Source organism: Streptomyces sp. NPDC045021 (assembly GCF_056432645.1).
Genome location: NZ_JBWKIQ010000017.1, coordinates 1 through 20,292, shown reverse-complemented (window position 1 = coordinate 20,292; position 20,292 = coordinate 1). Strand labels below are relative to the sequence as shown.

The window sequence follows — 20,292 nt, the reverse complement described above, 5'->3', positions numbered from 1 at the left end:
TCTGTCAGGCCCTGAGCTTGTAACCGAAGCCGCGCACCGTCTCGATACGATCCTGGCCGATCTTGACGCGCAGCCGCTGGACGTGGACGTCCACGACCCGGGTGTCACCACCCCACTCATAGTCCCAGACCCGTTCCAGCAGCCGATCGCGGGAGAGCACGGCGCCGGGCGCCGCGGAGAACTCCAGCAGCAGCCGCATCTCGGTGGGGGTCAGCGCGAGCCGCTCGCCACCGCGGGTCACCTCAAGACCCTCCGGGTCGATCTCGATGTCGCCGAAGGACAGCAGGGCGGCCTCCGCCGGTTCGTCACCGGAGGAGGCGTGGCCGAAACGGCGCAGCACCGCCCGGATCCGGGCGACCAGCACCGCCCCGTCGAAGGGCTTCGTCACGTAGTCGTCGGCGCCGGCCTCCAGGCCGAGCACGATGTCGATGGAGTCGGCGCGTGCGGACAGCATGATCACCGGAACGGTCGACTCGTCCCGGATCCGCCGGCAGAGGCTGACGCCGTCGAGGCCCGGCACCATCACATCGAGCAGCGCGAGATCGGGCTGCTCGGCGCGGAACGCCTCCAGCCCGGCCAGCCCGTCGGCGACCGCCGTCACCTTGAAGCCGTCGCGCTCCAGCGCGAGCGTCGTCGCCTCGCGGATGACGTCGTCGTCCTCGACGAACAGGACGTGTGTTTCAGCCATTCGTTTTCTTTTCCGGCGTAGGTGTGGGGAGCGCGTCCCCGTAGTCGGTGTACGTGCGCTCCACCTGCACGAACTTGGTGCCCTTCCAGACGTACGTCAGGGCCTCCTGCCCGGTGGGGCAGCAGACCTGGTCGTCGCCTTTGTACACCTGACGGATGATCTCCAGCTTGCCGTTGTCGGCGCTGCCGTACACCGGCGGCTGCTCGTCGGCGAAGACGTTCTGGTACTTCCCGTCGATCATCCGGTACACATAGCTCGCGATGCCCATGCCGTCGCCGCAGGTCGCGACGTTCACGATCAGATCGGGTCCCTCACCGCTGGTGAGATCGCCGGACGAGGTGTCCACCGGGTACTCGTCGCCGGCGCAGGGCGCGAGATCCTCGCGCACCTCCTGGCTGACGTTCTGCGTGTCCTTCTTCACCAGCTTCGCCAGCGCCGCCGGGTCACCGGCGATGGACGGCGCGGGGCTGGGCTCCGCCTTCAGCGTCTGGAGCGGTGCGGGGCCCTCACGGCGTGCCCCGGTGCCGGTCCTGCAGCCTGCCAGTGCGGTCAGCAGGCACAGAGCCACTGCCACCGCGGTCAGCGCTGCTAGGCGGCGCACACGCCCTCCATCCGTGTATAGCCGTAGCGACCGTGCTCCAGCTCATGGCGCAGCCGGGCCAGTGCCCGGTGCAGGGTGCTCTTCACCGTACCCGTCGACATCCCCAGGGCGCGGGCCGTCTCCTCCGTCGACAGCTGGCCGTAGTGGCGCAACATCACGACCTGGCGCTGCTTCGGCGCGAGGACCTTCAGGGCGTCGCGGAGCATCTCGCGGTCGGCCCGCTGGTCGGCGCCGTCGTCGACGCTGGCGTCCGGCAGCTCCTGGGTGGGGATCTCGTCGAGCTTGCGGTTCCGCCACCACTCGGTCCGCGTGTTGATCATGACGCGGCGCATGTAGGCGTCCGCGAGCGTCTTGTCCGCGATGCCGTCCCAGCGGGGATAGGTGCGCACCAGCGCGGTCTGGACGAGGTCCTGGGCGTCGATCGGGTCGGGGACGAGCCGCCGTGCGCTCCGCAGCAGTGCGTCCTGCCGCGTCCTCACGTACTCCTCGAACTCCAGAACCGTGCCGTTCGCCGCCATGGGTCGCCCTCCGTCCCGTGCTGTCCCGCCCTGTCGACTGTTGCGCTGATGTGCCAACCGTTCCGACGAGGACGACGCTACGGAGGGGATGTTGGGCTTTTGCCACCGTGGGCGCACAGGGGGCTCACAGGAAGCCGTCGGTTATGTAACAGCCTCAGGACCAACGTCCCGAAGGGGTTTAAACCGGCAGTCGGTAGACCCCGTCGGCAAGCGGCTCGACCAGACCGTCCTCCACCAGGCCGTCCAGCGCACGGGCCCGCTGCACCGGCTCGTCCCACACCGCGTCCAGCGCGGACTGCGGCACCGGATCGACGGCGTCCCGCAGCACGGCCAGCAGCTTTCCGCGCACCTGCCGGTCGGTCCCCGCGTACGACTGGCCGCGGCGCGGCGGCCCGGTGTGCTCGGGGGAACCGGCCAGCCGCCAGGCGCAGCTCGCCGCGATCGGGCAGCGGACGCACTCGGGGCCGCGCGCGGTGCAGACGAGCGCGCCCAGCTCCATCGTGGCGGCCGCCCACCGGGCGGCCGTCCCCTTGTCATGGGGCAGCAGGGCCAGCGCGGTACGCCGCTCCGCGGCGGTCGTCGCGGTCGGCGGGTACTGGATGCCGGTGACGGCGCGGGCGAAGACCCGGCGGACGTTCGTGTCCAGCACGGAGTGCCGCTGGCCGTACGCGAACGAGCCGATGGCGGCCGCGGTGTACTCGCCGACCCCGGGCAGGGCGAGCAACTTGGCGTGCTCGCGCGGGACTTCACCGCCGTGGCTCAGCGCTATCGCGGTCGCCGCCGCGTGCAGCCGCAGCGCGCGGCGCGGATAGCCGAGCCGCCCCCAGGCGCGTACGGCCTCGCCCGCCGGCTCCGTGGCGAGGTCGGCCGGCCGCGGCCAGCGCGCCAGCCACTGTTCGTACACCGGCAGTACGCGGCTGACCGGGGTCTGCTGCAGCATGAACTCGCTGACCATCACACCCCACGGTCCGGCCTCCGGGCGGCGCCACGGGAGGTCCCGGGCATGCTCGTCGAACCAGTCGATGACGGGTGCGTGCAGATCGTGGTGGGCGGTGGCGCGGGTGTCTGTGCTCATAGCGTCGTCGATCCTCGCACATGCCACTGACAGTGATCGCGTCCGCGGGAAAACGTGATGATCGGGAAAGACCGCGCCCGGTGCGGCGGGTGTTGCGACGGTGCGCGGCCGATCTCCCCTAGAGTTCGCGTGTGGGCTCTGTGCGCAATCCGATCGGACCTCTTCCGTCGTCCATCTACTGGCGACGGCGGGCTGTTGTGCTCTGCCTGGTCGCACTGCTCGCCGTGCTGGCCGTATGGGCGGTCAACTCCGGCGGCTCCAGCGGCGGTACCGGCGCGAAGGGACCCGGCGGTCACACCCCGGCGACCTCCATCACGCCCGGCCCCACCCCGAGCGGAACGCACATCCCCGGCCGCCCGGGCGGACGGGACACCAGTGGCGGCAGCGGCAGCGGCGGTTCCTCGGACGGCACATCGTCCGGCGGCTCCTCCGGATCGCCCTCCGGCGGCACCGACTCCGGTGTGTCCGGCGGCGGTTCGAACGGCGTCACATCCGGCGGAGCGGCCTCCGGCGGTTCCGGCGGCCAGCTCCCGGCCGGCTCGACACTGGCCGACTGTGCCGTCTCCGACGTGCAGTTGACGCTGCGCAGCACGCAGAACTCCTACGCGCCGGGCGAGAAGCCGAAGTTCGAGCTGACCGCGGCCAACTCCGCTGCCACGGCCTGCAAGTTGGACTTCGGATCGACGGCGGCCGTCGTCACCATCACCAACACCACCGGCAACAAGCACGTCTGGGCCACCGACGACTGCCCGGCGGGCCGCGGCGCCTACCTGCTGCAGGTTCCGGCGCACAACTCGACGACGTACACGATTGAGTGGAACCGCCAGACCAGCTCCCCGGACTGCGCCACCCCCAAGGGCCTGCAGGCAACCCTCGGCACCACCTACCTCGTCGAGGCAAGGCTCCCGGGCTTCACACCGAAGCAGGCGTCATTCGTCCTGAAGGCCGACTAGAACAGAAGGGGCCGGGGCTCCAGGCCCCAGCCCCCGACCCACAAACCGGGACGGAGTCCTAGACGTACCGCTCCAGGATCGACGACTCCGCCAGCCTTGACAGGCCCTCCCGCACCGACCGCGCCCGCGCTTCCCCGACCCCGTCCACCGTCTGCAAATCGTCGACGCTCGCAGCGAGCAGCTTCTGCAGGCCGCCGAAGTGCTCCACGAGCCGCTCGATGACCGTGTTCGGCAGCCGCGGCACCTTCGCCAGCAGCCGGTAGCCGCGCGGCGAGACCGCGGAGTCCAGCGTCTCGGGGGAGCCGGTGTAGCCCAGGGCGCGGGCCACGGTGGTGAGTTCCAGCAGCTCGGCGTGGGGCAGCGCGTCCAGTTCGACGAGTGCCTCCGGCACCGTCCTGTTCCGCTTCGCGGTGGGCTCCGGCACGTAGTCCCTGACGACCAGCTCGCGCTCCGGCTCGACGCCCGCGATCAGCTCGTCCAGCTGCAGGGAGAGCAGCCGGCCGTCGGTGCCCAGCTCGACCACGTACTCGGCGATCTCGGTGGCGATCCGGCGGACCATCTCCAGCCGCTGCGAGACCGCGCTGACGTCCCGGACGGTGACCAGGTCCTCGATCTCCAGTGCGGAGAGCGTGCCCGCCACCTCGTCCAGGCGCAGCTTGTAGCGCTCCAGAGTGGCCAGCGCCTGGTTCGCCCGCGACAGGATCGCGGCGGAGTCCTCCAGGACCCGGCGCTGCCCGTCGACGTAGAGCGCGATCAGCCGCATCGACTGGCTGACCGAGACGACCGGGAAATTGACCTGCTTGCTCACCCGGTCCGCGGTGCGGTGCCGGGTGCCGGTCTCCTCGGTCGGGATGTTGGAGTCGGGGACCAGCTGCACGCCGGCCCGCAGGATCTTGGTGAGGTCCTTGTCGAGGATCAGCGCGCCGTCGAGCTTGCACAGTTCGCGCAGCCGGGTCGCGGTGAACTCGACGTCGAGGACGAAGCCGCCGGTGCACAGCGACTCGACGGTCTTGTCCATGCCGAGGACGAGCAAACCGCCCGTATTGCCACGCAGAATTCGTTCGAGTCCGTCACGCAGGCCGGTGCCGGGTGCTACCGCGCTGAGCGAGGCGCGCATCAGCCCATCAGCACCGGAACTCCCGCCGGACTTGCCGGGAGCTGCTGCCCGGTCGTTGGCTGCCACTGCAATCCTCCGGTCGCTACGGATGCCCAAAGGGCGAGACCAGGGCAAAGTTTACTGACGTTCTCTCCGCAATGGGCCAGTGACCGCTGTTCGGACCGCCGCTAGGCCCGTGAGCCGCGCTTCGGGAGCACCCGCAGGGCGTCTCCTATGTCCGCCACCTCGATCACTTTCATGCCCGGCGGAATCTTCCCGGGATCCGGCGGTACGAGGGCGTGGGTGAAGCCCAGCCGGGCTGCCTCCGACAGTCGGCGCTGCACCCCCGTCACCCTTCTGACCTCGCCCGCGAGGCCGACCTCGCCGATCGCGACCAGGTTCTTGGGCAGCGGTGTGTCGATCGCCGCGCTGGCCAGCGCGAGGGCCACGGCCAGGTCCGCGGCGGGCTCGGTGAGCTTCACTCCGCCCACCGTCGCCGTGTAGATGTCGCGTTTTCCGATCGCCTGAATCCGCCCGCGCTGTTCGAGCACGGCGAGCATCATCGACACCCGCGACGTCTCCAGACCGGATGTCGTGCGGCGCGGCGACGGGATCTGGGTGTCGACGGTGAGGCCCTGGACCTCGACCACCAACGGGCGCTTGCCCTCCAGCGTGACGGTCAGGCAGGTACCGGGAACCGGCTCGTCGCGGCGGGTCAGGAAGAGCCCGGAGGGGTCGGCGAGCCCCGTGATGCCCTCGTCGTGCAGCTCGAAGCAGCCGACCTCGTCCGTCGCCCCGTACCGGTTCTTGACGCCGCGGATCAGTCGCAGCCGGGCGTGTCGGTCGCCCTCGAAGCTCAGCACCACGTCCACCAGGTGCTCCAGCAGACGGGGGCCCGCGATGGCGCCGTCCTTGGTGACATGGCCGACCAGGAGCGTCGACATACCGCGCTCCTTGGAGGCGCGGATCAGCGCGCCCGCGACCTCGCGGACCTGCGCCATGCCGCCGGGCGCGCCGTCGATCTCCGGGGACGCCACGGTCTGCACCGAGTCCAGGATCAGCAGCGACGGTTTGATGTCGTCCAGATGGCCCAGGACCGCCGACAGGTCCGTCTCGGCCGCCAGGTACAGGTGGTCGGAGAGCGCGCCGATCCGGTCGGCTCGCAGCCGGACCTGGGACGCCGACTCCTCGGCGGTGATGTAGAGCGTCGGGCCCTGGGCGGTGGCCGCCTTCGCCGCCACGTCCAGCAGCAGCGTCGACTTGCCGACGCCCGGTTCGCCGGCGACCAGCACGACCGCGCCGGGCACCAGCCCGCCGCCGAGCACCCGGTCCAGCTCGGGTACCCCCGTCGAACGAGCCGTCGCCTGGCTGACGTCCACCTGGCCGATCGGCTTGGCCGCCGTCGTCACCCGGCCGGCCGCGGTGGTCCTGACGGCGGGCGCGCCGCCGAACTCCTCGACGGTGCCCCAGGCCTGGCACTCCCCGCAGCGGCCGAGCCACTTCACGGTGGTCCAGCCGCACTCGGTGCATCGGTAGGACGGTCGGTCCTTCGTGGCGGTCTTGCGGGGAGGCATGGGGTTCACCGTAGTGGCAGGGTCCGACAACGCGTTCCGATCCCGCCCACGAGGCGGCGACAGCGCCCGCACCCGCGTTCCCGCCGGCACTCCTACGAGCTAACGGGGTGTCCCCTTTTGAGCGGCATCACCACCCATACGGGTTAACGCTCGCGGGGACACCTGAGACTCGTGGTCCTGCCGCCCTACCGTCGCCAGGTGATGAGCAGGCAGGAGACCCACCCCCAGGACGCCGGTACCGGCACGCGCACGGGTACACACCGCAAGCACCGGGCGTCGGCGTCCCGGACGCGCCCCGAACCGCGTCCGGAACCGCGCGAACGCAAGGACCGGCGCCCGCACGGCACGTTGCCGATGCAGCCTCCGGCCCACTACGAGCCCTATCTGGACGGGCTGTTCACCTACTGCCTCTCCATCCTCTGCGAGCACGACGCCGCCGCGGCCGCGCTCGGCGAGGTGCTGGCCCTCGCCGAGCGGCAGCGCGGCCGGCTCCGTGACGCCGCGCTGCGGCGCCCCTGGCTCTACGCTCTCGCCCGCTGGTCCTGCCGCCGCCGCCTCGCGGCCGGCCGGCCCGACGTACCCCGCATGTCGGAGGCGGTCGCCGCCGAGCGCCGCGGCCAGCTCTCCGCCCTCGCCTGGCCGGAGGCCGCCGGCACCACCCCCGAACAGCGCGAGGCCCTCGAACTCGCCGTCCGCCACCAGCTCCCGCCGCACGAGGTCGGCCACGTTCTCGGCGTCGAGGCCGACACGGCCCGCGCCCTCCTCGCCCGCGCCGCCTGCGAGGTCGAACGCACCCGCGCCGCGCTCGCCGTCGTCGAGGTCGGCACCTGCGCGGCCGTCGCGCGGCTGGCCGGTGACACCCAGGTGCTGCTCGGCACGGCCCTGCGCCGCGAGCTCGTACGGCATGTCGACGAGTGCCCGGAGTGCCGGCTCACCGCCGAGCGCGCCGTGGTCGGCGGCCCCTGGCCCGGTGCCGCGACCACCACGGCGAACGCGGTGCTCACCATGCTCGAAGCACCGCGGTCCGCCGCGTACGCCGCCCTCATGTACTCCATGCGCGACGGCGCCGGCCGCACCCGGGAGGGCACCCCGCGCTTCGACCGGCGCGGCTTCCCCCTGGATCACAAGGACCGCGCGGCCCGCCGCGCCCAACTGCGGCACCGCGCCGTCACCACCACGGTCGTGGCCGCCGTCGTCGCGGCCCCGGTACTCGCCCTCTGGGCCGCCTACCGGGGCGCACCGATCGGCCCCGACCAGCCGGGCGGCGGCGTCTCCGCCAGCGAGCGGGACGAGGCCGACGGGATCGACGGCCACCCGTACGAGAAGGCCGGCAGCTCCGGTTCCAACGACGCGCGCCACCCGGCGGCCGGCCGGGCGCCGGGTCCGACCGTCAGCGTCGACACGTCCGCCTCACCGTCCACGACATCCGGCGCCCCCAGCCCGGGCACCCCCGCCCCCGGCACCGGCCGGCTCACCGTCACAGCCGGATCCCACGGCGGCACCACCGTCATCACCCTCACAGCCGGCGGCGCACCAGTCCGCTGGACCGCGTCCACCGCCGCCTACTGGCTGCACCTGAGCGCCACCAGCGGAGAACTGGCCCCCGGCCAGTCGGCCACGGTCACCGTCACCGTCGACCACTCCGCCGAACCCTCAAACCCCTGGACCGCCCGCATCGCCCTGAACCCCTCCGGAGGAGCAGTAACTCTCCACGGCAACCCCCCACCCCCCACCCACACCAAGCCCCCAACACCAACCCCAACCCATACCCAGACCCCAACCCCCACCCCCACAGCAACAACGCCGGACCCCACCCCCACCCCCACCCCAACCCCGAGCGAGTCGTCGGCAGCCCCAGCAACGAGCTGAGCGCCCGGACCACAGGCGGTCAGGAGCCGGCGCGTCGGTGACGTGAGGGGGCCGGGGCCGCAGGGGTGGGGTTTCGAAATGCTGCCGAGCTATTTGAGGGCCGCCAGGCCCTAAATAGTCGATTTCGAAGCCCCACCCCGGAGGACCCGGCCCCCGCACCCCCACCGCGGCGCAGAGACCGATCACGCTCCGCCGGTCGGCGGGTCCGCCGGATGCGGCGCCATAGGCAACAACGCCGCCAGCCGCGCCTCACAAAGCTCCACCAACCGCTCATACCCCGCCAAACCCATAAGCTCAGTCAGTTCCGGCCGGTACGACACATACACCGGATCCCCCGCCCCATGCGCCGACGTAGCACTCGTGCACCACCAGTGCAGGTCATGCCCACCCGGACCCCACCCCCTGCGGTCGTACTCCGCGATCGAGACGACCAGGATCCGGGTGTCGTCCGGCCGGTCCACCCAGTCGTACGTACGCCGGATCGGCAGCTGCCAGCAGACATCCGGCTTGGTCTCCAGCGGCTCCTTGCCCTCCCGCAGCGCGAGGGCGTGCAGCGCGCAGCCCTGCCCGCCGGCGAACCCGGCCCGGTTGCTGAAGATGCAGGCGCCGTCGACGACCCGGGTCTGCCGTTCGCCGTCCTCGTTGACCATGGCCCAGGCGCCGTCCTTCTTCGTGCCCAGGTCGTGGAACTGCCAGGTCTCCGGCGTGAGCCGGGCGGCGTGGCCGGCGACGCGCTGCTCGTCCTCCTCGTCGGAGAAGTGCGCGCCCAGCGAGCAGCAGCCGTCTGCGGCCCGGCCGGCGACGATGCCCTGGCAGCCCTGGCCGAAGATGCAGGTCCAGCGCGAGGTGAGCCAGGTGAGGTCGCAGCGGAACAGCTGCTCGTCGTCGGCCGGGTCGGGGAACTCGACCCAGGCGCGGGCGAAGTCCGGACCGACCTCGTCGGGTACGGACCGCTCCTGGGACTTCTGCTGGGACTTCTGGGGGGACTTTTTCGACTGCTTCAGCTTCTTTGCCACGTTCTTCGCCACGCCGCCAGGGTAGATCGCCGAGAGCCCCGACAACGTCTGTGGCGGCCCCCCGCACCATCTGCGGCACGGATGGGCGCTAGCGTCTGTCCCATGCGACTCGGAGTGCTCGATGTGGGTTCCAACACCGTTCACCTTCTGGTGATGGACGCGCACCCGGGTGCGCGCCCGCTGCCCGCCTATTCCCACAAGGCGGAGTTGCGGCTGGCGGAAGTGCTCGACGACCGTGGGGCGATCAGCCCGGAGGGCGTCGACCGGCTGGTGGCGACGCTCGCGCAGGCGCTGCGTGTCGCCGAGGACAAGGGTGCGGAGGACGTGCTGGCGTTCGCCACGTCGGCGGTCCGCGAGGCGGCCAACGGCGAGGCAGTGCTGGCGCGGGTCGCCGCCGAGACCGGTGTGACGCTCACGGTGCTGTCCGGTGAGGACGAGGCCCGGCTGACGTTCCTCGCGGTGCGCCGCTGGTTCGGCTGGTCGGCGGGCCGGCTGCTGGTCCTGGACATCGGCGGCGGTTCCCTCGAAGTCGGCTACGGCATGGACGAGGACCCGGACGCGGCGGTCTCTCTGCCGCTCGGCGCGGGCCGGCTTACGAGCACCTGGCTGCCCGGGGACCCGCCCGCCACCGATGACGTACGCGCGTTGCGCAAGCACGTCAGGGCCGAGATCGCGCGGACGGTCGCGGAGTTCTCCCGCCTCGGCCGCCCCGACCACACGGTGGGCACGTCGAAGACGTTCAAGCAGCTCGCACGGATCGCGGGCGCCGCCCGCAGCGCCGACGGCGTGTACACCCAGCGGTCGCTGACCCGCAGGTCGCTGGAGGAGTGGGTGCCCCGGCTGACGACCATGCGCCGGACCGAGCGAACCCAGCTGCCGGGGGTCTCCGAGGGACGCGCGGGACAGCTGCTGGCGGGGGCGCTGGTGGCGGAGGCCGCGATGGACCTCTTCGGGGTCTCGGAGCTGGAGATCTGTCCGTGGGCCCTTCGCGAAGGAGTGATCCTGCGCAAACTCGACCTGATGGCGAACGAACGCGGTTCGATGTTGACCGTGTCACGTCGGCGCAGATGAGAGTGCCGTTCGGTTGACCCGTCGCCGTACGCTGTCTCCCGTGGCTGAACGAGCGGACCCCAAGGCGTACGCGAACCGGCAGGTGTACGGCGTTCCGGCGCCCGGACACGTGGTGCGCGTGCCGGACGCGAAGGTCGCGCTGTCCACGGCCTCGGTCTATCCGGAGTCCACGGCGACGGCCTTCGAGGTCGCGGCCCGGCTCGGTTACGACGGTGTCGAGGTCATGGTGTGGACCGACCCGGTCAGCCAGGACATAGAGGCGCTGCGCCGGCTCTCGGACTACCACCAGGTCCCGATTCTCGCGGTGCACGCGCCGTGCCTGCTGATCACCCAGCGGGTGTGGTCCACGGACCCGTGGATCAAACTCCAGCGGGCGCGCGCGGCGGCCGAGACGCTGGGCGCGTCGACCGTCGTCGTCCACCCGCCCTTTCGGTGGCAGCGCAACTACGCGCGCGATTTCGTCCGGGGGATCTGGCGGATGGCGGACGAGACCGATGTCCGCTTCGCCGTCGAGAACATGTACCCGTGGCGGTACCGCGACCGCGAGATGCTCGCGTACGCGCCCGACTGGGACGTCACCAAGGACGACTACCGGCACTTCACCATCGACCTTTCGCATGCCTCCACGTCCCGCAGCGCGGCCCTGGACATGGTCGACCGGATGGGTGACCGGCTCGCCCACGTCCACCTCGCCGACGGCAACGGTTCGGCGAAGGACGAGCACCTGGTGCCCGGCCGTGGCGGCCAGCCGTGCGCCGAACTGCTGGAGCGGCTCGCGCTGAGCGGCTTCACCGGCCATGTGGTCGTCGAGGTCAACACCAGGCGGGCGATGTCCGCCGCCGAACGTGAGGCCGATCTCGCCGAGGCGCTGGCCTTCACCCGGCTCCACCTGGCCACGGCGGCCAGGGTCCCCGGCGCGTGACGAACCGGGCACAGGGCGGCGAGCCGCGCCGTCGTGGGCGGCCCAGCGGGACGCGGGCAGGGGCGACCGACTCGCGGGACCGCATCCTGTCCGCCGCCCGCGCCGAGTTCTCCGCGCACGGCTACGACAAGACGTCGGTCCGTTCGATCGCGAAGGCGGCCGGGGTGGACGCGGCGCTGGTGCACCATTATTTCGGCACCAAGGAGCAGGTCTTCGCGGCGGCGATCGAGACGTCCTTCGAGCCCGCGCTGCACGTGCCCGACGTGGTGGGGCCGGGCCCCGACGGCATCGGTGAGCGGCTCGCCCGCTACTTCCTCGGCGTCTGGGAGAACCCGGCGACGCGCGGTCCGCTGCTGGCCGTGGTCCGGTCCGCGCTGACGCACGAGACAGCGGCGGCCGTACTGCGCGGGTTCCTGCTGCGCATGCTGCTGGAGCGCATCGCGGAGGATCTGCGGGTGCCGGATCCGAAGCTGCGGGCCGAGCTGGCCGCCTCGCAGATGGTCGGGATCGCGATGCTGCGGTACGTGATCAAGGTGGAGCCGCTGGCCTCGGCCGATGTCGAGGACATCGTCGTCCTGGTCGCGCCCACGTTGCAGCGCTACCTGACCGAAGCGTGACCCCAGATGTCCTGATGAATGGCCCTGACCGATGTGTGGCCCCTGATGTACGGCCCCGACCGAGGCGTGACCGGGATATGAGCCGTTCGTCCCGCATTCCGGACAGGCTGTCCAGAGCGTGGAACCTCGGCGTACTGTCGGAAGGATCCGAGGACGAACTTGAGGGAGTGGAGCTACCGTGCCCGATCTGAGGTCACGAACGGTCACCCACGGCAGGAACATGGCGGGAGCCCGCGCCCTGATGCGCGCTTCCGGCGTGGCGAGCGCCGACATCGGCAAGCCGATCATCGCCGTCGCCAACAGCTTCACCGAGTTCGTACCGGGGCACACCCACCTCCAGCCGGTCGGCCGGATCGTCTCCGAGGCGATCCTGGCGGCGGGCGCCGTACCGCGCGAGTTCAACACCATCGCGGTCGACGACGGCATCGCGATGGGCCACGGCGGCATGCTCTACTCGCTGCCCTCGCGCGACCTGATCGCCGACTCCGTCGAGTACATGGTCGAGGCGCACTGCGCCGACGCGCTGATCTGCATCTCCAACTGCGACAAGATCACGCCGGGCATGCTGATGGCCGCACTGCGCCTCAACATCCCGGTCGTCTTCGTCTCCGGCGGTCCGATGGAGGCCGGCAAGGCCACCCTCGTCGACGGCACCGTCCGCAAGCTCGACCTGGTCAACGCGATCTCCGACGCGGTCAACGAGAACGTCTCGGACGAGGACATCCTCCGTATCGAGGAGAACGCCTGCCCGACCTGCGGCTCGTGTTCCGGCATGTTCACCGCCAACTCGATGAACTGCCTCGCCGAGGCGATCGGCCTGGCGCTGCCCGGCAACGGTTCGGTGCTCGCCACCCACACCGCCCGCAAGGCGCTGTACCAGAACGCCGGCCGCACGATCGTCGACATCACCAAGCGCTACTACGAGCAGAACGACGAGACCGTCCTGCCGCGCAACGTGGCGACCCGCGCCGCCTTCGAGAACGCCGTGGCGCTCGACATCGCCATGGGCGGCTCGACCAACACGATCCTGCACCTGATGGCCGCCGCGCAGGAGGCCGAGGTCGCCTTCGACATGTCGGACATCGACGCGCTCTCGCGCCGGCTGCCCTGCCTGTCGAAGGTCGCGCCCAACGGCGACTACTACATGGAGGACGTGCACCGGGCCGGCGGCATCCCCGCCATCCTCGGCGAGCTGTACCGCGCGGGCCTGCTCAACGAGGACGTGCACACCGTGCACTCCGCCTCGCTCGCCGACTGGCTCAAGAGCTGGGACATCCGCGGTGGCTCCCCGTCGCCCGAGGCCGTCGAGCTCTTCCACGCCGCCCCCGGCTGCGTCCGCTCCGCGACCGCCTTCTCGCAGTCCGAGCGCTGGGACACCCTCGACACGGACGCCGCGGGCGGCTGCATCCGTGACGCCGCGCACGCCTACTCCACCGAGGGCGGCCTGGCGATCCTGTACGGCAACCTCGCCGTGGACGGCTGCGTCGTGAAGACCGCCGGCGTCGACGAGTCGATCTGGACCTTCGAGGGCCCCGCCGTCGTGGTGGAGTCCCAGGAGGCCGCTGTCGACGCGATCCTCACCAAGCGCGTCAAGGAGGGCGACGTCGTCGTCATCCGTTACGAGGGCCCCAAGGGCGGCCCCGGCATGCAGGAGATGCTCTACCCGACCTCGTTCCTCAAGGGCCGTGGTCTGGGCAAGGCCTGCGCGCTCATTACCGACGGCCGCTTCTCCGGCGGTACCTCGGGGCTGTCGATCGGGCACTGCTCCCCGGAGGCGGCGTCCGGCGGCAACATCGCCCTCGTCGAGGACGGCGACCTGATCCGCATCGACATCCCGAACCGAGGCGTCAACCTCCTCGTCTCCGACGAGGAACTCGACGCCCGCCGCGAGGCGTTGGGCGGCGTCTACGCCCCCAAGGACCGCGTGCGCAAGGTCTCGCCGGCCCTGCGCGCCTATGCCGCGATGGTGACCAGCGCGGACAAGGGCGCGGTCCGCGACGTCAGCAAGCTCGAAGGCTGACGTCAGCAAGTTCGAAGCCTTAGGGCCCGTTCGCTGTCCGTTCGCTGTCCCGGCCGGTCGATCCTGACCGGCCGGGACAGCGGCGCGGTCGGGGGGTGTTCGGGCTTCTGATTGAGGCTCCGATGGGGGCGATTATTCCGATACACCCCTTTGTGGTCCCGGCGCCCGCGCCGTTCGGCGATAATCGAACCGTGGACGACGACCCCCAGACCAAGCCGCACGACCAGCCGGAGCCCGCGGCCTCCGACGGCCCCCAGCCCGAGCCTCTCCGCTTCTTCGGCACGACCTGGGTGGACCACGACGGCGGCTACGCCCTGCGCCGCGCCGGCGTCGCGGTCGGCGCGCTGGCCGCCGCCGCGGCCGGTGCGTTCCTGCTCCGCTTCGGCTTCCAGGGCCTGAGCATCGCGAAGGTCGGCACCTTCGTCGGGATGCTCGTCGTCGTCGCCTTCGCCGTCTGCAGCGCGCTGGCCTTCCGCAAGACCTGGGAGGGCTTCATCCGCCGCCCCGAGCCCGGCGGCAGGGGATCCGACGCGGCGGCGAGCTCCGCCCAGGGCATCCTGCTGATCGGGTTCATCGGCACCCTGCTCGCCTATTTCGCCCGCGCCCTCATCGAGGCGCCGGGCGAGAAGCTGCACCGCGCCGAGTACGAGCGCGCCCGCGAGCTGCACACCCGCCGCCGCGGCACCCGCACCGGCAACCCCGCGGCACGCGCCGCCGCCGCCAAGAAGCGCAAGCGCAACTAGGTCGTGTCGGTCCGGCCGAACCGGGAACGTAGGAATCCCCGCCTCGGCAGAATGCTCGTATGACGTCGTCGCACACCGAACTGGCCAGGTCGTTCGACGCGGTCGCGGCGGAGTACGCGGCCGCCCGCCCCAGCTATCCGCCCGCGCTGTTCGACGCCGTCGAGGAACTCTCCGGCAGGTCGCTGGCGGGCGCCACGGTGATCGACGTGGGCGCGGGCACCGGCATCGGCACCCGGCTGCTGCGGGAGCGCGGGGCCCGGACCACCGCCGTGGAGCCCGGCGCCGGCATGGCCGCGCAATTCCGGGCCGCGCTGCCGGGCGTCCCGCTCGTCAGGGCCGACGGCAACGCGCTGCCCTTCGCGGACGGCGCCGCCGACTTCGTGACGTACGCCCAGGCCTGGCACTGGACCGACCCGGCCCGCTCGGTCCCCGAGGCGCTGCGCGTACTGCGTCCGGACGGCGCGCTGGTGATGTGGTGGAACGTGCCCGACCTGAGCCACGCCTGGGTCGCCGACCAGGAGGCGCGGCTCGCCGAGCGCTGCCCGGGCCATCGGGCGCCGGGCTTCTCGCACACCGTCCCCGACCTGCTCGCGCCCTTCGCCGTCCGCACCCGGACGCGCTCCGTCGCGTGGTCCCGCCGGATCACCGTGGACGACCGGCTCCGGACCCTCGGCACCCACTCGTTCCTCGCCGTGATGGGTGCGGACGCGGAGCCGGTCCTGCGCGCGGAGCGGGAGGAACTGCTCGCGCTGTTCCCCGACGGCGTGCTCGACGAGCCGTACGTCACGGACGTGACGGTGGCCCTCCGGCCAGAGCACTAGGGCCCAGGAGGGCCAGGCCCTAGCTGCGGCGCGAGGCCGCCACCGCGCCCACCGCGCCCACGACAACGGCCACGATCACGCCGCGCCACAGACCGTCCCAGAGACTGCCGAAGAAGCCCTCGCTGCTCAGGATCTGGCGCATCACGAAGTCGGAGACGAAGAGCAGCGCGGCCGGAACCACCGCCACCTGCCATGGATGCGCGCGCGCCCAGCGGCGGATCCGCCGGTCGGCCCTGGCGCTGGTGCCGAGCACCGCGCCGGCGCCGCCGACGAGGAAGAAGAGCATCAGGGCGACGGACAGCGCACTGACGACCATGCCGAGCCCGAAGTCACCCCCGATGGTGTGGAGCGCGAGCGAGACTCCGCCGCCCAGCGCTCCCACGGCCGCAGCGGGCCGCCAGGGCCCGAGCGTCGCCGAGGCCACGGCCAGCTGCCGCTTCTCGGACCTGGTCACATCGATGTCGCGGGATGAACGCCTCATACCGCCACGGTCCTGCCGCCGTCTCTTGAACGCCATAGGGGATGACCCTGAGCAGACCCCGACCGACCCGGTGCCCGCCCCCAAGCCGCCAGTGCTTGACGAGCCCCCGCCGGCGGAGGATATTCATCGCATGATGAATAAATTTGAGCCTGCCGTTCGAGCCGACGGCCTGACCGTCGTCCGCGGCACCCGCACCGTCCTGGACGGCCTCGAATTCACCGTTCCGCGCGCCCAGGTCACCGGCCTGCTCGGTCCCAGCGGCTGCGGCAAATCCACCCTCATGCGCGCGATCGTCGGCACCCAGGCCCGCGTCACCGGCACCCTCGACGTCCTGGGCCTCGCCGCCGGACATCCCCGGCTCCGCTCCCGCGTCGGATACGTAACCCAGGCGCCGTCCGTCTACTCCGACCTCACCGCCCGCCAGAACCTCGACTACTACGCGTCCGTCCTCGGCCTGACCCGCACCGCCCGCCGCGAACACGTGGACCGCGCCCTCACCGATGTCGACCTCGTCTCCCACGCCGACTCGCTCGCCGGAAACCTCTCCGGCGGCCAGCGCGGCCGGGTCTCCCTCGCGGTCGCGCTGCTCGGCGAACCCGAACTCCTCGTCCTCGACGAACCCACCGTCGGCCTCGACCCCGTCCTCCGCCGCGACCTGTGGAACCTCTTCCACCGCCTCGCCGCCGAGCGCGGCGCCACCGTGCTGATCTCCTCGCACGTGATGGACGAGGCCGAACGCTGCCACCGCCTGCTCCTCATGCGCGAGGGCGGCATCCTCGCCGACGACACCCCCGACGGGCTGCGGGACTCCACCGGCTCGGCCACCGTCGAGGAGGCCTTCCTCCACCTGGTGGACGCGGCCAACGCCGGCGCGAACCACCGCACGAACGTCGTCACCCTTCCCGACACCCGCCAGGAGCAGGCCAAATGAACGCCCACCCGTCGCCCACCGGCACCGTCCCCCAGACTCCGTCCGGGGTGACCCCCAGGACGCTCGCCGAGACTCCGTCCGAGCGGGCCCCGCGCGCCTTCTCCCTGCTGCGCACCCTCGCCACCGCCCGCCGGGTGCTGCGCCAGCTCGGCCACGACCCCCGCACCATCGCCCTGATGCTGGTCGTTCCCTGCGTCCTGCTCGCGGTGCTGAGCTGGGTCTACGACGGCAAGCAGCGCACGTTCGACCAGGTCGGCGCCTCCCTCCTCGGCATCTTCCCGCTCATCCTGATGTTCCTGGTCACCTCGATCGCCACCCTCCGCGAACGCACCTCCGGCACGTTGGAGCGGCTGCTCTCCATGCCGCTGGGCAAGGCCGATCTGCTCGGCGGCTACGCCCTCGCGTTCGGCGGCGTCGCCGTCGTCCAGGCCTGCCTCGCCACCGGCCTCGCCGTCTGGGGGCTGGGCCTCGACGTGGTCGGCTCGCCCTGGCTGCTCCTCGTCATCGCCCTCGCCGACGCGTTCCTGGGCATCGCCCTCGGCCTCTTCGTCAGCGCCTTCGCGGCCAGTGAGTTCCAGGCCGTCCAGTTCATGCCGGCCGTGATCCTGCCGCAGCTGCTGATGTGCGGGCTCCTCGTCCCGCGCGACACCATGCAGCCGGTGCTCGCGGCCGTCTCCGACGTGCTCCCCATGTCGTACGCGGTCGACGGCATGACGCAGGTCGTCCAGCACACCGGAGTCACCGGCGACTTCGTCCGCGACCTGGCCGTCGTCGCGGCGTGCGCCATCCTGGCCCTGGCCCTGGGAGCAGCCACCCTCCGCCGCCGCACCGCCTGAGCCCTACGGGGACCCACCCGTCAACCCCACCGCCCGTCAACCCACCACTCGTCAACCCACCACCCGGCACGCCCCGTACCGGCACTTGGACCGAAAGCCGCGGGCAGCGCACCTGGTGCGAGGATGGCCGCGAAAGCCCCCGTACCGCTTGAGGTGAGGCGCCATGACCCAGAAAGTCGCCGTACTCGGCACCGGCAAGATCGGCGAGGCCCTCCTCTCCGGCATGATCCGGGCCGGCTGGTCGCCCGACGACCTGCTCGTCACCGCGCGCCGGCCGGAGCGTGCGGAGGAGCTGCGCAGCCGTTACGGCGTCGAGGCCGTCAGCAACGCGGAGGCGGCGAAGGCCGCCGACACCCTCATCCTCGCGGCGAAGCCGCAGGACATGGGTGCCCTCCTCGACGAGCTGGCACCGTACGTCGCCGCCGACCGCCTCGTCATCAGCGCGGCCGCCGGTATCCCCACCGCGTTCTTCGAGGAGCGGCTGACGGAGGGCATCGCGGTCGTCCGCGTCATGCCCAACACTCCGGTACTGGTCGACGAGGGAATGTCCGTCATCTCCGCGGGCAGCCACGCCACCGAGGCGCATCTCGTCCGCACCGAGGAGATCTTCAAGCCGGTCGGCAAGACGCTGCGCGTCCCCGAGAAGCACCAGGACGCCGCCACCGCGCTGTCCGGCTCCGGGCCCGCGTACTTCTACTACCTGGTCGAGGCCATGACCGACGCCGGCATCCTCCTCGGCCTGCCCCGCGCCCAGGCCCACGACCTGATCGTCCAGTCGGCGATCGGCGCCGCCGTCATGCTGCGCGACAGCGGCGAGCACCCGGTGAAGCTCCGCGAGGCGGTGACCTCACCGGCCGGCACCACCATCAGCGCCATTCGCGAGCTGGAGAACCACGGCGTCCGCGCCGCGCTGATCGCCGCCCTCGAAGCGGCCCGCGACCGCAGCCGCGAGCTGGCTTCCGGCAACGGCTGACCGCCGGGACATCGGTACGGACTCCGGCGGTAGGGACGTCCGATCGGTACGAAGGGGCAGGCCGCCCGAGCCTCGCGGCCTGAGCGCCCACCCCTTCGTACCGCTATGCGGGCCGGTAGTACCGACGGGCCGCCGTCACAGCAGCCCGATCGCCCGGTAGGCGGCGTCCACCGTCGGCCGCGCGAGCGCGCGCGCCCGCTCCGCGCCCTCGCGCAGCACCCCCTCCAGGTAGCCGGGATCGGCGCAGAGCGCGGAATGCCGTTCCTGCAACGGGCGCAGGAGTTCGACGACCGCCTCCGCCACGTCCTTCTTCAACGCGCCGTACGAGTCGTACTCGCCGGCCAGCTCCGCCGGCTCCTTACCGGTGCAGGCGGACAGGATCTCCAGCAGATTCGCGAGCCCCGGGCGCTCCGCCCGGTCGTACTCCACCTCGGACCCGCTGTCCGTCACCGCCCGCATGATCTTCTTGCGGATCACCGCCGGCTCGTCCAGGAGGGAGATGATCCCGGTCGTCGCGCTCGCGGACTTGCTCATCTTGGAAGCAGGCTCCTGCAGATCCATCACGCGCGCGGCCACCGGCGGGACCACCGCCCGCGGCACGGTGAACGTGTGCCCGTACCGCTGGTTGAAACGCACCGCGAGATCACGCGTCAGCTCGACATGCTGCGCCTGGTCGTCGCCGACCGGTACCTCGTCGGCCCGGTACGCCAGGATGTCCGCCGCCATCAGTACCGGATAGGTGAGCAGCGAGACCCGCAGCGACTGCTGTTTCGCGGATTTCTCCTTGTACTGGATCATGCGCCGCAGCTCGCCGTCCGAGGCGGTGCACTCCAGTACGTACGAAAGCCGGGTGTGTTCGTCCACGTGGCTCTGCACGAATACGGTGCACACCTCCGGGTCGAGCCCGGCCGCCAGCAGGATCGTCGCCATCTGCCGTGTCAGCCGTCGCACCCGGGCGGGTTCGTGCTCGACGGTGATCGCATGGAGGTCGACGATGCTGAAGAGCGCGTCCTCCTGGAGCGGGCTCCGGTGCTGGTCGACGGCGACCCACCGCTGGATGGCCCCGAGGTAGTTCCCCAGGGTGAGGTGGCCCGACGGTGTCACTCCGCTGAAGATCCGCGTCATCTCAGAGACTTCTTCCTTGTCGTGGCCGCCGCAGTCGCCGGCCGGGGCGTCAAGGTCGAGATACGCGAACGGCCGCCGAAGCGGCGGCCGTTGGGTGCATGCGCTGCGAGGTCGGCCGCCTTCAGGCGGCCCACCACTGCTGGGTGTGCGCATGCTTCGTCATGGGGGTCAGAGTACTACCGGGTGGTCCGTCCGGCACGGAGTTGACGAAGATGGGTCGCGTGCGTAGTGTTCTCCGAGTTGCCCGCCGGTGAACGCCGACGCGAGTCGGTCCCGAGGCAGCCACTCCAATGACAACCATTCGAACGAACGACGCTCTGTCGTCTCGTTTTCGTGTGCGTTTTCGGAATGGGAACGGAAAG

General features: G+C 71.4%; 20 protein-coding genes. 11 read left to right on the top strand and 9 right to left on the bottom strand.

Annotation, left to right across the window (positions count from 1 at the left end; genetic code table 11):
* Window positions 1-4 precede the first annotated feature (4 nt).
* From cseB to AC07DC_RS35930, 4 genes are all read right to left on the bottom strand, one after another.
* Window positions 5-688 (bottom strand): two-component system response regulator CseB, encoded by a 684-nt coding sequence (gene cseB, locus AC07DC_RS35945; protein WP_138354127.1) that lies wholly within the window; start codon window positions 686-688, stop codon window positions 5-7.
* Window positions 681-1,289 (bottom strand): hypothetical protein, encoded by a 609-nt coding sequence (locus AC07DC_RS35940; protein ID WP_478918789.1) that lies wholly within the window; start codon window positions 1,287-1,289, stop codon window positions 681-683. Before AC07DC_RS35940 ends, cseB begins: the two co-directional genes overlap by 8 nt.
* A complete protein-coding gene (locus tag AC07DC_RS35935) occupies window positions 1,277-1,807 on the bottom strand; it encodes a SigE family RNA polymerase sigma factor (RefSeq protein WP_478918788.1) in 531 nt (176 codons plus the stop codon). The genes AC07DC_RS35940 and AC07DC_RS35935 overlap by 13 nt, the downstream gene beginning before the upstream one ends.
* A gap of 178 nt (window positions 1,808-1,985) precedes the next feature.
* Window positions 1,986-2,882, bottom strand: a complete 897-nt coding sequence (locus AC07DC_RS35930; RefSeq protein WP_478918787.1) for an HhH-GPD family protein — start codon at window positions 2,880-2,882, stop codon at window positions 1,986-1,988.
* 131 nt (window positions 2,883-3,013) lie between these two features.
* On the opposite strand from AC07DC_RS35930, the gene AC07DC_RS35925 reads away from it, so the two are divergent.
* The gene (locus tag AC07DC_RS35925) at window positions 3,014-3,835 is read left to right on the top strand and encodes a hypothetical protein (RefSeq protein WP_478918786.1); all 822 of its coding nucleotides are present in this window, start codon (window positions 3,014-3,016) and stop codon (window positions 3,833-3,835) included.
* A 58-nt stretch (window positions 3,836-3,893) separates the two neighbouring features.
* On the opposite strand, the gene disA is transcribed toward AC07DC_RS35925, so the two are convergent.
* Both disA and radA read right to left on the bottom strand, forming a co-directional pair.
* Window positions 3,894-5,018: a DNA integrity scanning diadenylate cyclase DisA gene (gene disA / locus AC07DC_RS35920; RefSeq protein ID WP_478918785.1), complete on the bottom strand. Its 1,125-nt coding sequence runs from the start codon at window positions 5,016-5,018 to the stop codon at window positions 3,894-3,896.
* Window positions 5,019-5,119: 101 nt separating this feature from the next.
* A complete protein-coding gene (radA, locus tag AC07DC_RS35915) occupies window positions 5,120-6,505 on the bottom strand; it encodes a DNA repair protein RadA (protein ID WP_138354132.1) in 1,386 nt (461 codons plus the stop codon).
* Window positions 6,506-6,706: 201 nt separating this feature from the next.
* Here radA and AC07DC_RS35910 point away from each other — a divergent pair, with 201 nt between their 5' ends.
* Complete coding sequence (locus AC07DC_RS35910) at window positions 6,707-8,374, top strand: BACON domain-containing protein (RefSeq protein ID WP_478918784.1); 1,668 nt, start codon at window positions 6,707-6,709, stop codon at window positions 8,372-8,374.
* A 182-nt stretch (window positions 8,375-8,556) separates the two neighbouring features.
* Here the strand turns inward: AC07DC_RS35910 and AC07DC_RS35905 are convergent, their stop codons facing one another.
* Complete coding sequence (locus AC07DC_RS35905; protein WP_478918783.1) at window positions 8,557-9,402, bottom strand: DUF3109 family protein; 846 nt, start codon at window positions 9,400-9,402, stop codon at window positions 8,557-8,559.
* A gap of 90 nt (window positions 9,403-9,492) precedes the next feature.
* On the opposite strand from AC07DC_RS35905, the gene AC07DC_RS35900 reads away from it, so the two are divergent.
* From AC07DC_RS35900 to AC07DC_RS35875, 6 genes are all read left to right on the top strand, one after another.
* Window positions 9,493-10,461, top strand: coding sequence for a Ppx/GppA family phosphatase (locus AC07DC_RS35900; protein WP_478918781.1), 969 nt, complete (start codon window positions 9,493-9,495; stop codon window positions 10,459-10,461).
* 109 nt (window positions 10,462-10,570) lie between these two features.
* Window positions 10,571-11,383 carry a sugar phosphate isomerase/epimerase family protein gene (locus AC07DC_RS35895; protein ID WP_478918937.1) on the top strand — a complete coding sequence of 271 codons (813 nt, stop codon included), beginning with the start codon at window positions 10,571-10,573 and terminating at the stop codon, window positions 11,381-11,383.
* The gene (locus AC07DC_RS35890; protein ID WP_478918780.1) at window positions 11,380-12,000 is read left to right on the top strand and encodes a TetR/AcrR family transcriptional regulator; all 621 of its coding nucleotides are present in this window, start codon (window positions 11,380-11,382) and stop codon (window positions 11,998-12,000) included. Before AC07DC_RS35895 ends, AC07DC_RS35890 begins: the two co-directional genes overlap by 4 nt.
* Window positions 12,001-12,178: 178 nt before the next feature.
* Window positions 12,179-14,020 (top strand): dihydroxy-acid dehydratase, encoded by a 1,842-nt coding sequence (gene ilvD / locus AC07DC_RS35885; protein ID WP_478918778.1) that lies wholly within the window; start codon window positions 12,179-12,181, stop codon window positions 14,018-14,020.
* A 191-nt stretch (window positions 14,021-14,211) separates the two neighbouring features.
* Entirely contained in the window at window positions 14,212-14,763 is a 552-nt protein-coding gene (locus AC07DC_RS35880; protein WP_478918777.1) for a hypothetical protein, read from the top strand.
* Between the two features lie 59 nt (window positions 14,764-14,822).
* Window positions 14,823-15,584 (top strand): class I SAM-dependent methyltransferase, encoded by a 762-nt coding sequence (locus AC07DC_RS35875; RefSeq protein ID WP_478918775.1) that lies wholly within the window; start codon window positions 14,823-14,825, stop codon window positions 15,582-15,584.
* 19 nt (window positions 15,585-15,603) lie between these two features.
* On the opposite strand, the gene AC07DC_RS35870 is transcribed toward AC07DC_RS35875, so the two are convergent.
* On the bottom strand, window positions 15,604-16,065 hold the full coding sequence (locus AC07DC_RS35870; protein WP_478918774.1) for a hypothetical protein: 462 nt from the start codon (window positions 16,063-16,065) through the stop codon (window positions 15,604-15,606).
* 130 nt (window positions 16,066-16,195) lie between these two features.
* Between AC07DC_RS35870 and AC07DC_RS35865 the strand changes: the two genes are divergently transcribed.
* The 3 genes from AC07DC_RS35865 (at window position 16,196) to proC (ending at window position 18,805) form a co-directional block, all read left to right on the top strand.
* Window positions 16,196-16,996 carry an ABC transporter ATP-binding protein gene (locus AC07DC_RS35865; RefSeq protein WP_478918773.1) on the top strand — a complete coding sequence of 267 codons (801 nt, stop codon included), beginning with the start codon at window positions 16,196-16,198 and terminating at the stop codon, window positions 16,994-16,996.
* Window positions 16,993-17,832, top strand: coding sequence for an ABC transporter permease (locus AC07DC_RS35860; RefSeq protein WP_478918772.1), 840 nt, complete (start codon window positions 16,993-16,995; stop codon window positions 17,830-17,832). The genes AC07DC_RS35865 and AC07DC_RS35860 overlap by 4 nt, the downstream gene beginning before the upstream one ends.
* Before the next feature lie 163 nt (window positions 17,833-17,995).
* On the top strand, window positions 17,996-18,805 hold the full coding sequence (gene proC / locus AC07DC_RS35855) for a pyrroline-5-carboxylate reductase (protein WP_478918770.1): 810 nt from the start codon (window positions 17,996-17,998) through the stop codon (window positions 18,803-18,805).
* A 135-nt stretch (window positions 18,806-18,940) separates the two neighbouring features.
* Here proC and trpS read toward each other — a convergent pair whose 3' ends face one another.
* Window positions 18,941-19,930, bottom strand: a complete 990-nt coding sequence (gene trpS, locus AC07DC_RS35850) for a tryptophan--tRNA ligase (RefSeq protein WP_478918769.1) — start codon at window positions 19,928-19,930, stop codon at window positions 18,941-18,943.
* Window positions 19,931-20,292 lie beyond the last annotated feature (362 nt).

Coding starts and splice junctions, on each gene's coding strand:
- cseB (WP_138354127.1), bottom strand. CDS start 688: ATGGCTGAAACACACGTCCTGTTCGTCGAGGACGACGACGTCATCCGC.
- AC07DC_RS35935 (WP_478918788.1), bottom strand. CDS start 1,807: ATGGCGGCGAACGGCACGGTTCTGGAGTTCGAGGAGTACGTGAGGACG.
- AC07DC_RS35930 (WP_478918787.1), bottom strand. CDS start 2,882: ATGAGCACAGACACCCGCGCCACCGCCCACCACGATCTGCACGCACCC.
- radA (WP_138354132.1), bottom strand. CDS start 6,505: ATGCCTCCCCGCAAGACCGCCACGAAGGACCGACCGTCCTACCGATGC.
- AC07DC_RS35910 (WP_478918784.1), top strand. CDS start 6,707: ATGAGCAGGCAGGAGACCCACCCCCAGGACGCCGGTACCGGCACGCGC.
- AC07DC_RS35900 (WP_478918781.1), top strand. CDS start 9,493: ATGCGACTCGGAGTGCTCGATGTGGGTTCCAACACCGTTCACCTTCTG.
- AC07DC_RS35875 (WP_478918775.1), top strand. CDS start 14,823: ATGACGTCGTCGCACACCGAACTGGCCAGGTCGTTCGACGCGGTCGCG.
- AC07DC_RS35870 (WP_478918774.1), bottom strand. CDS start 16,065: ATGAGGCGTTCATCCCGCGACATCGATGTGACCAGGTCCGAGAAGCGG.
- AC07DC_RS35865 (WP_478918773.1), top strand. CDS start 16,196: ATGATGAATAAATTTGAGCCTGCCGTTCGAGCCGACGGCCTGACCGTC.
- AC07DC_RS35860 (WP_478918772.1), top strand. CDS start 16,993: ATGAACGCCCACCCGTCGCCCACCGGCACCGTCCCCCAGACTCCGTCC.
- proC (WP_478918770.1), top strand. CDS start 17,996: ATGACCCAGAAAGTCGCCGTACTCGGCACCGGCAAGATCGGCGAGGCC.
- trpS (WP_478918769.1), bottom strand. CDS start 19,930: ATGACGCGGATCTTCAGCGGAGTGACACCGTCGGGCCACCTCACCCTG.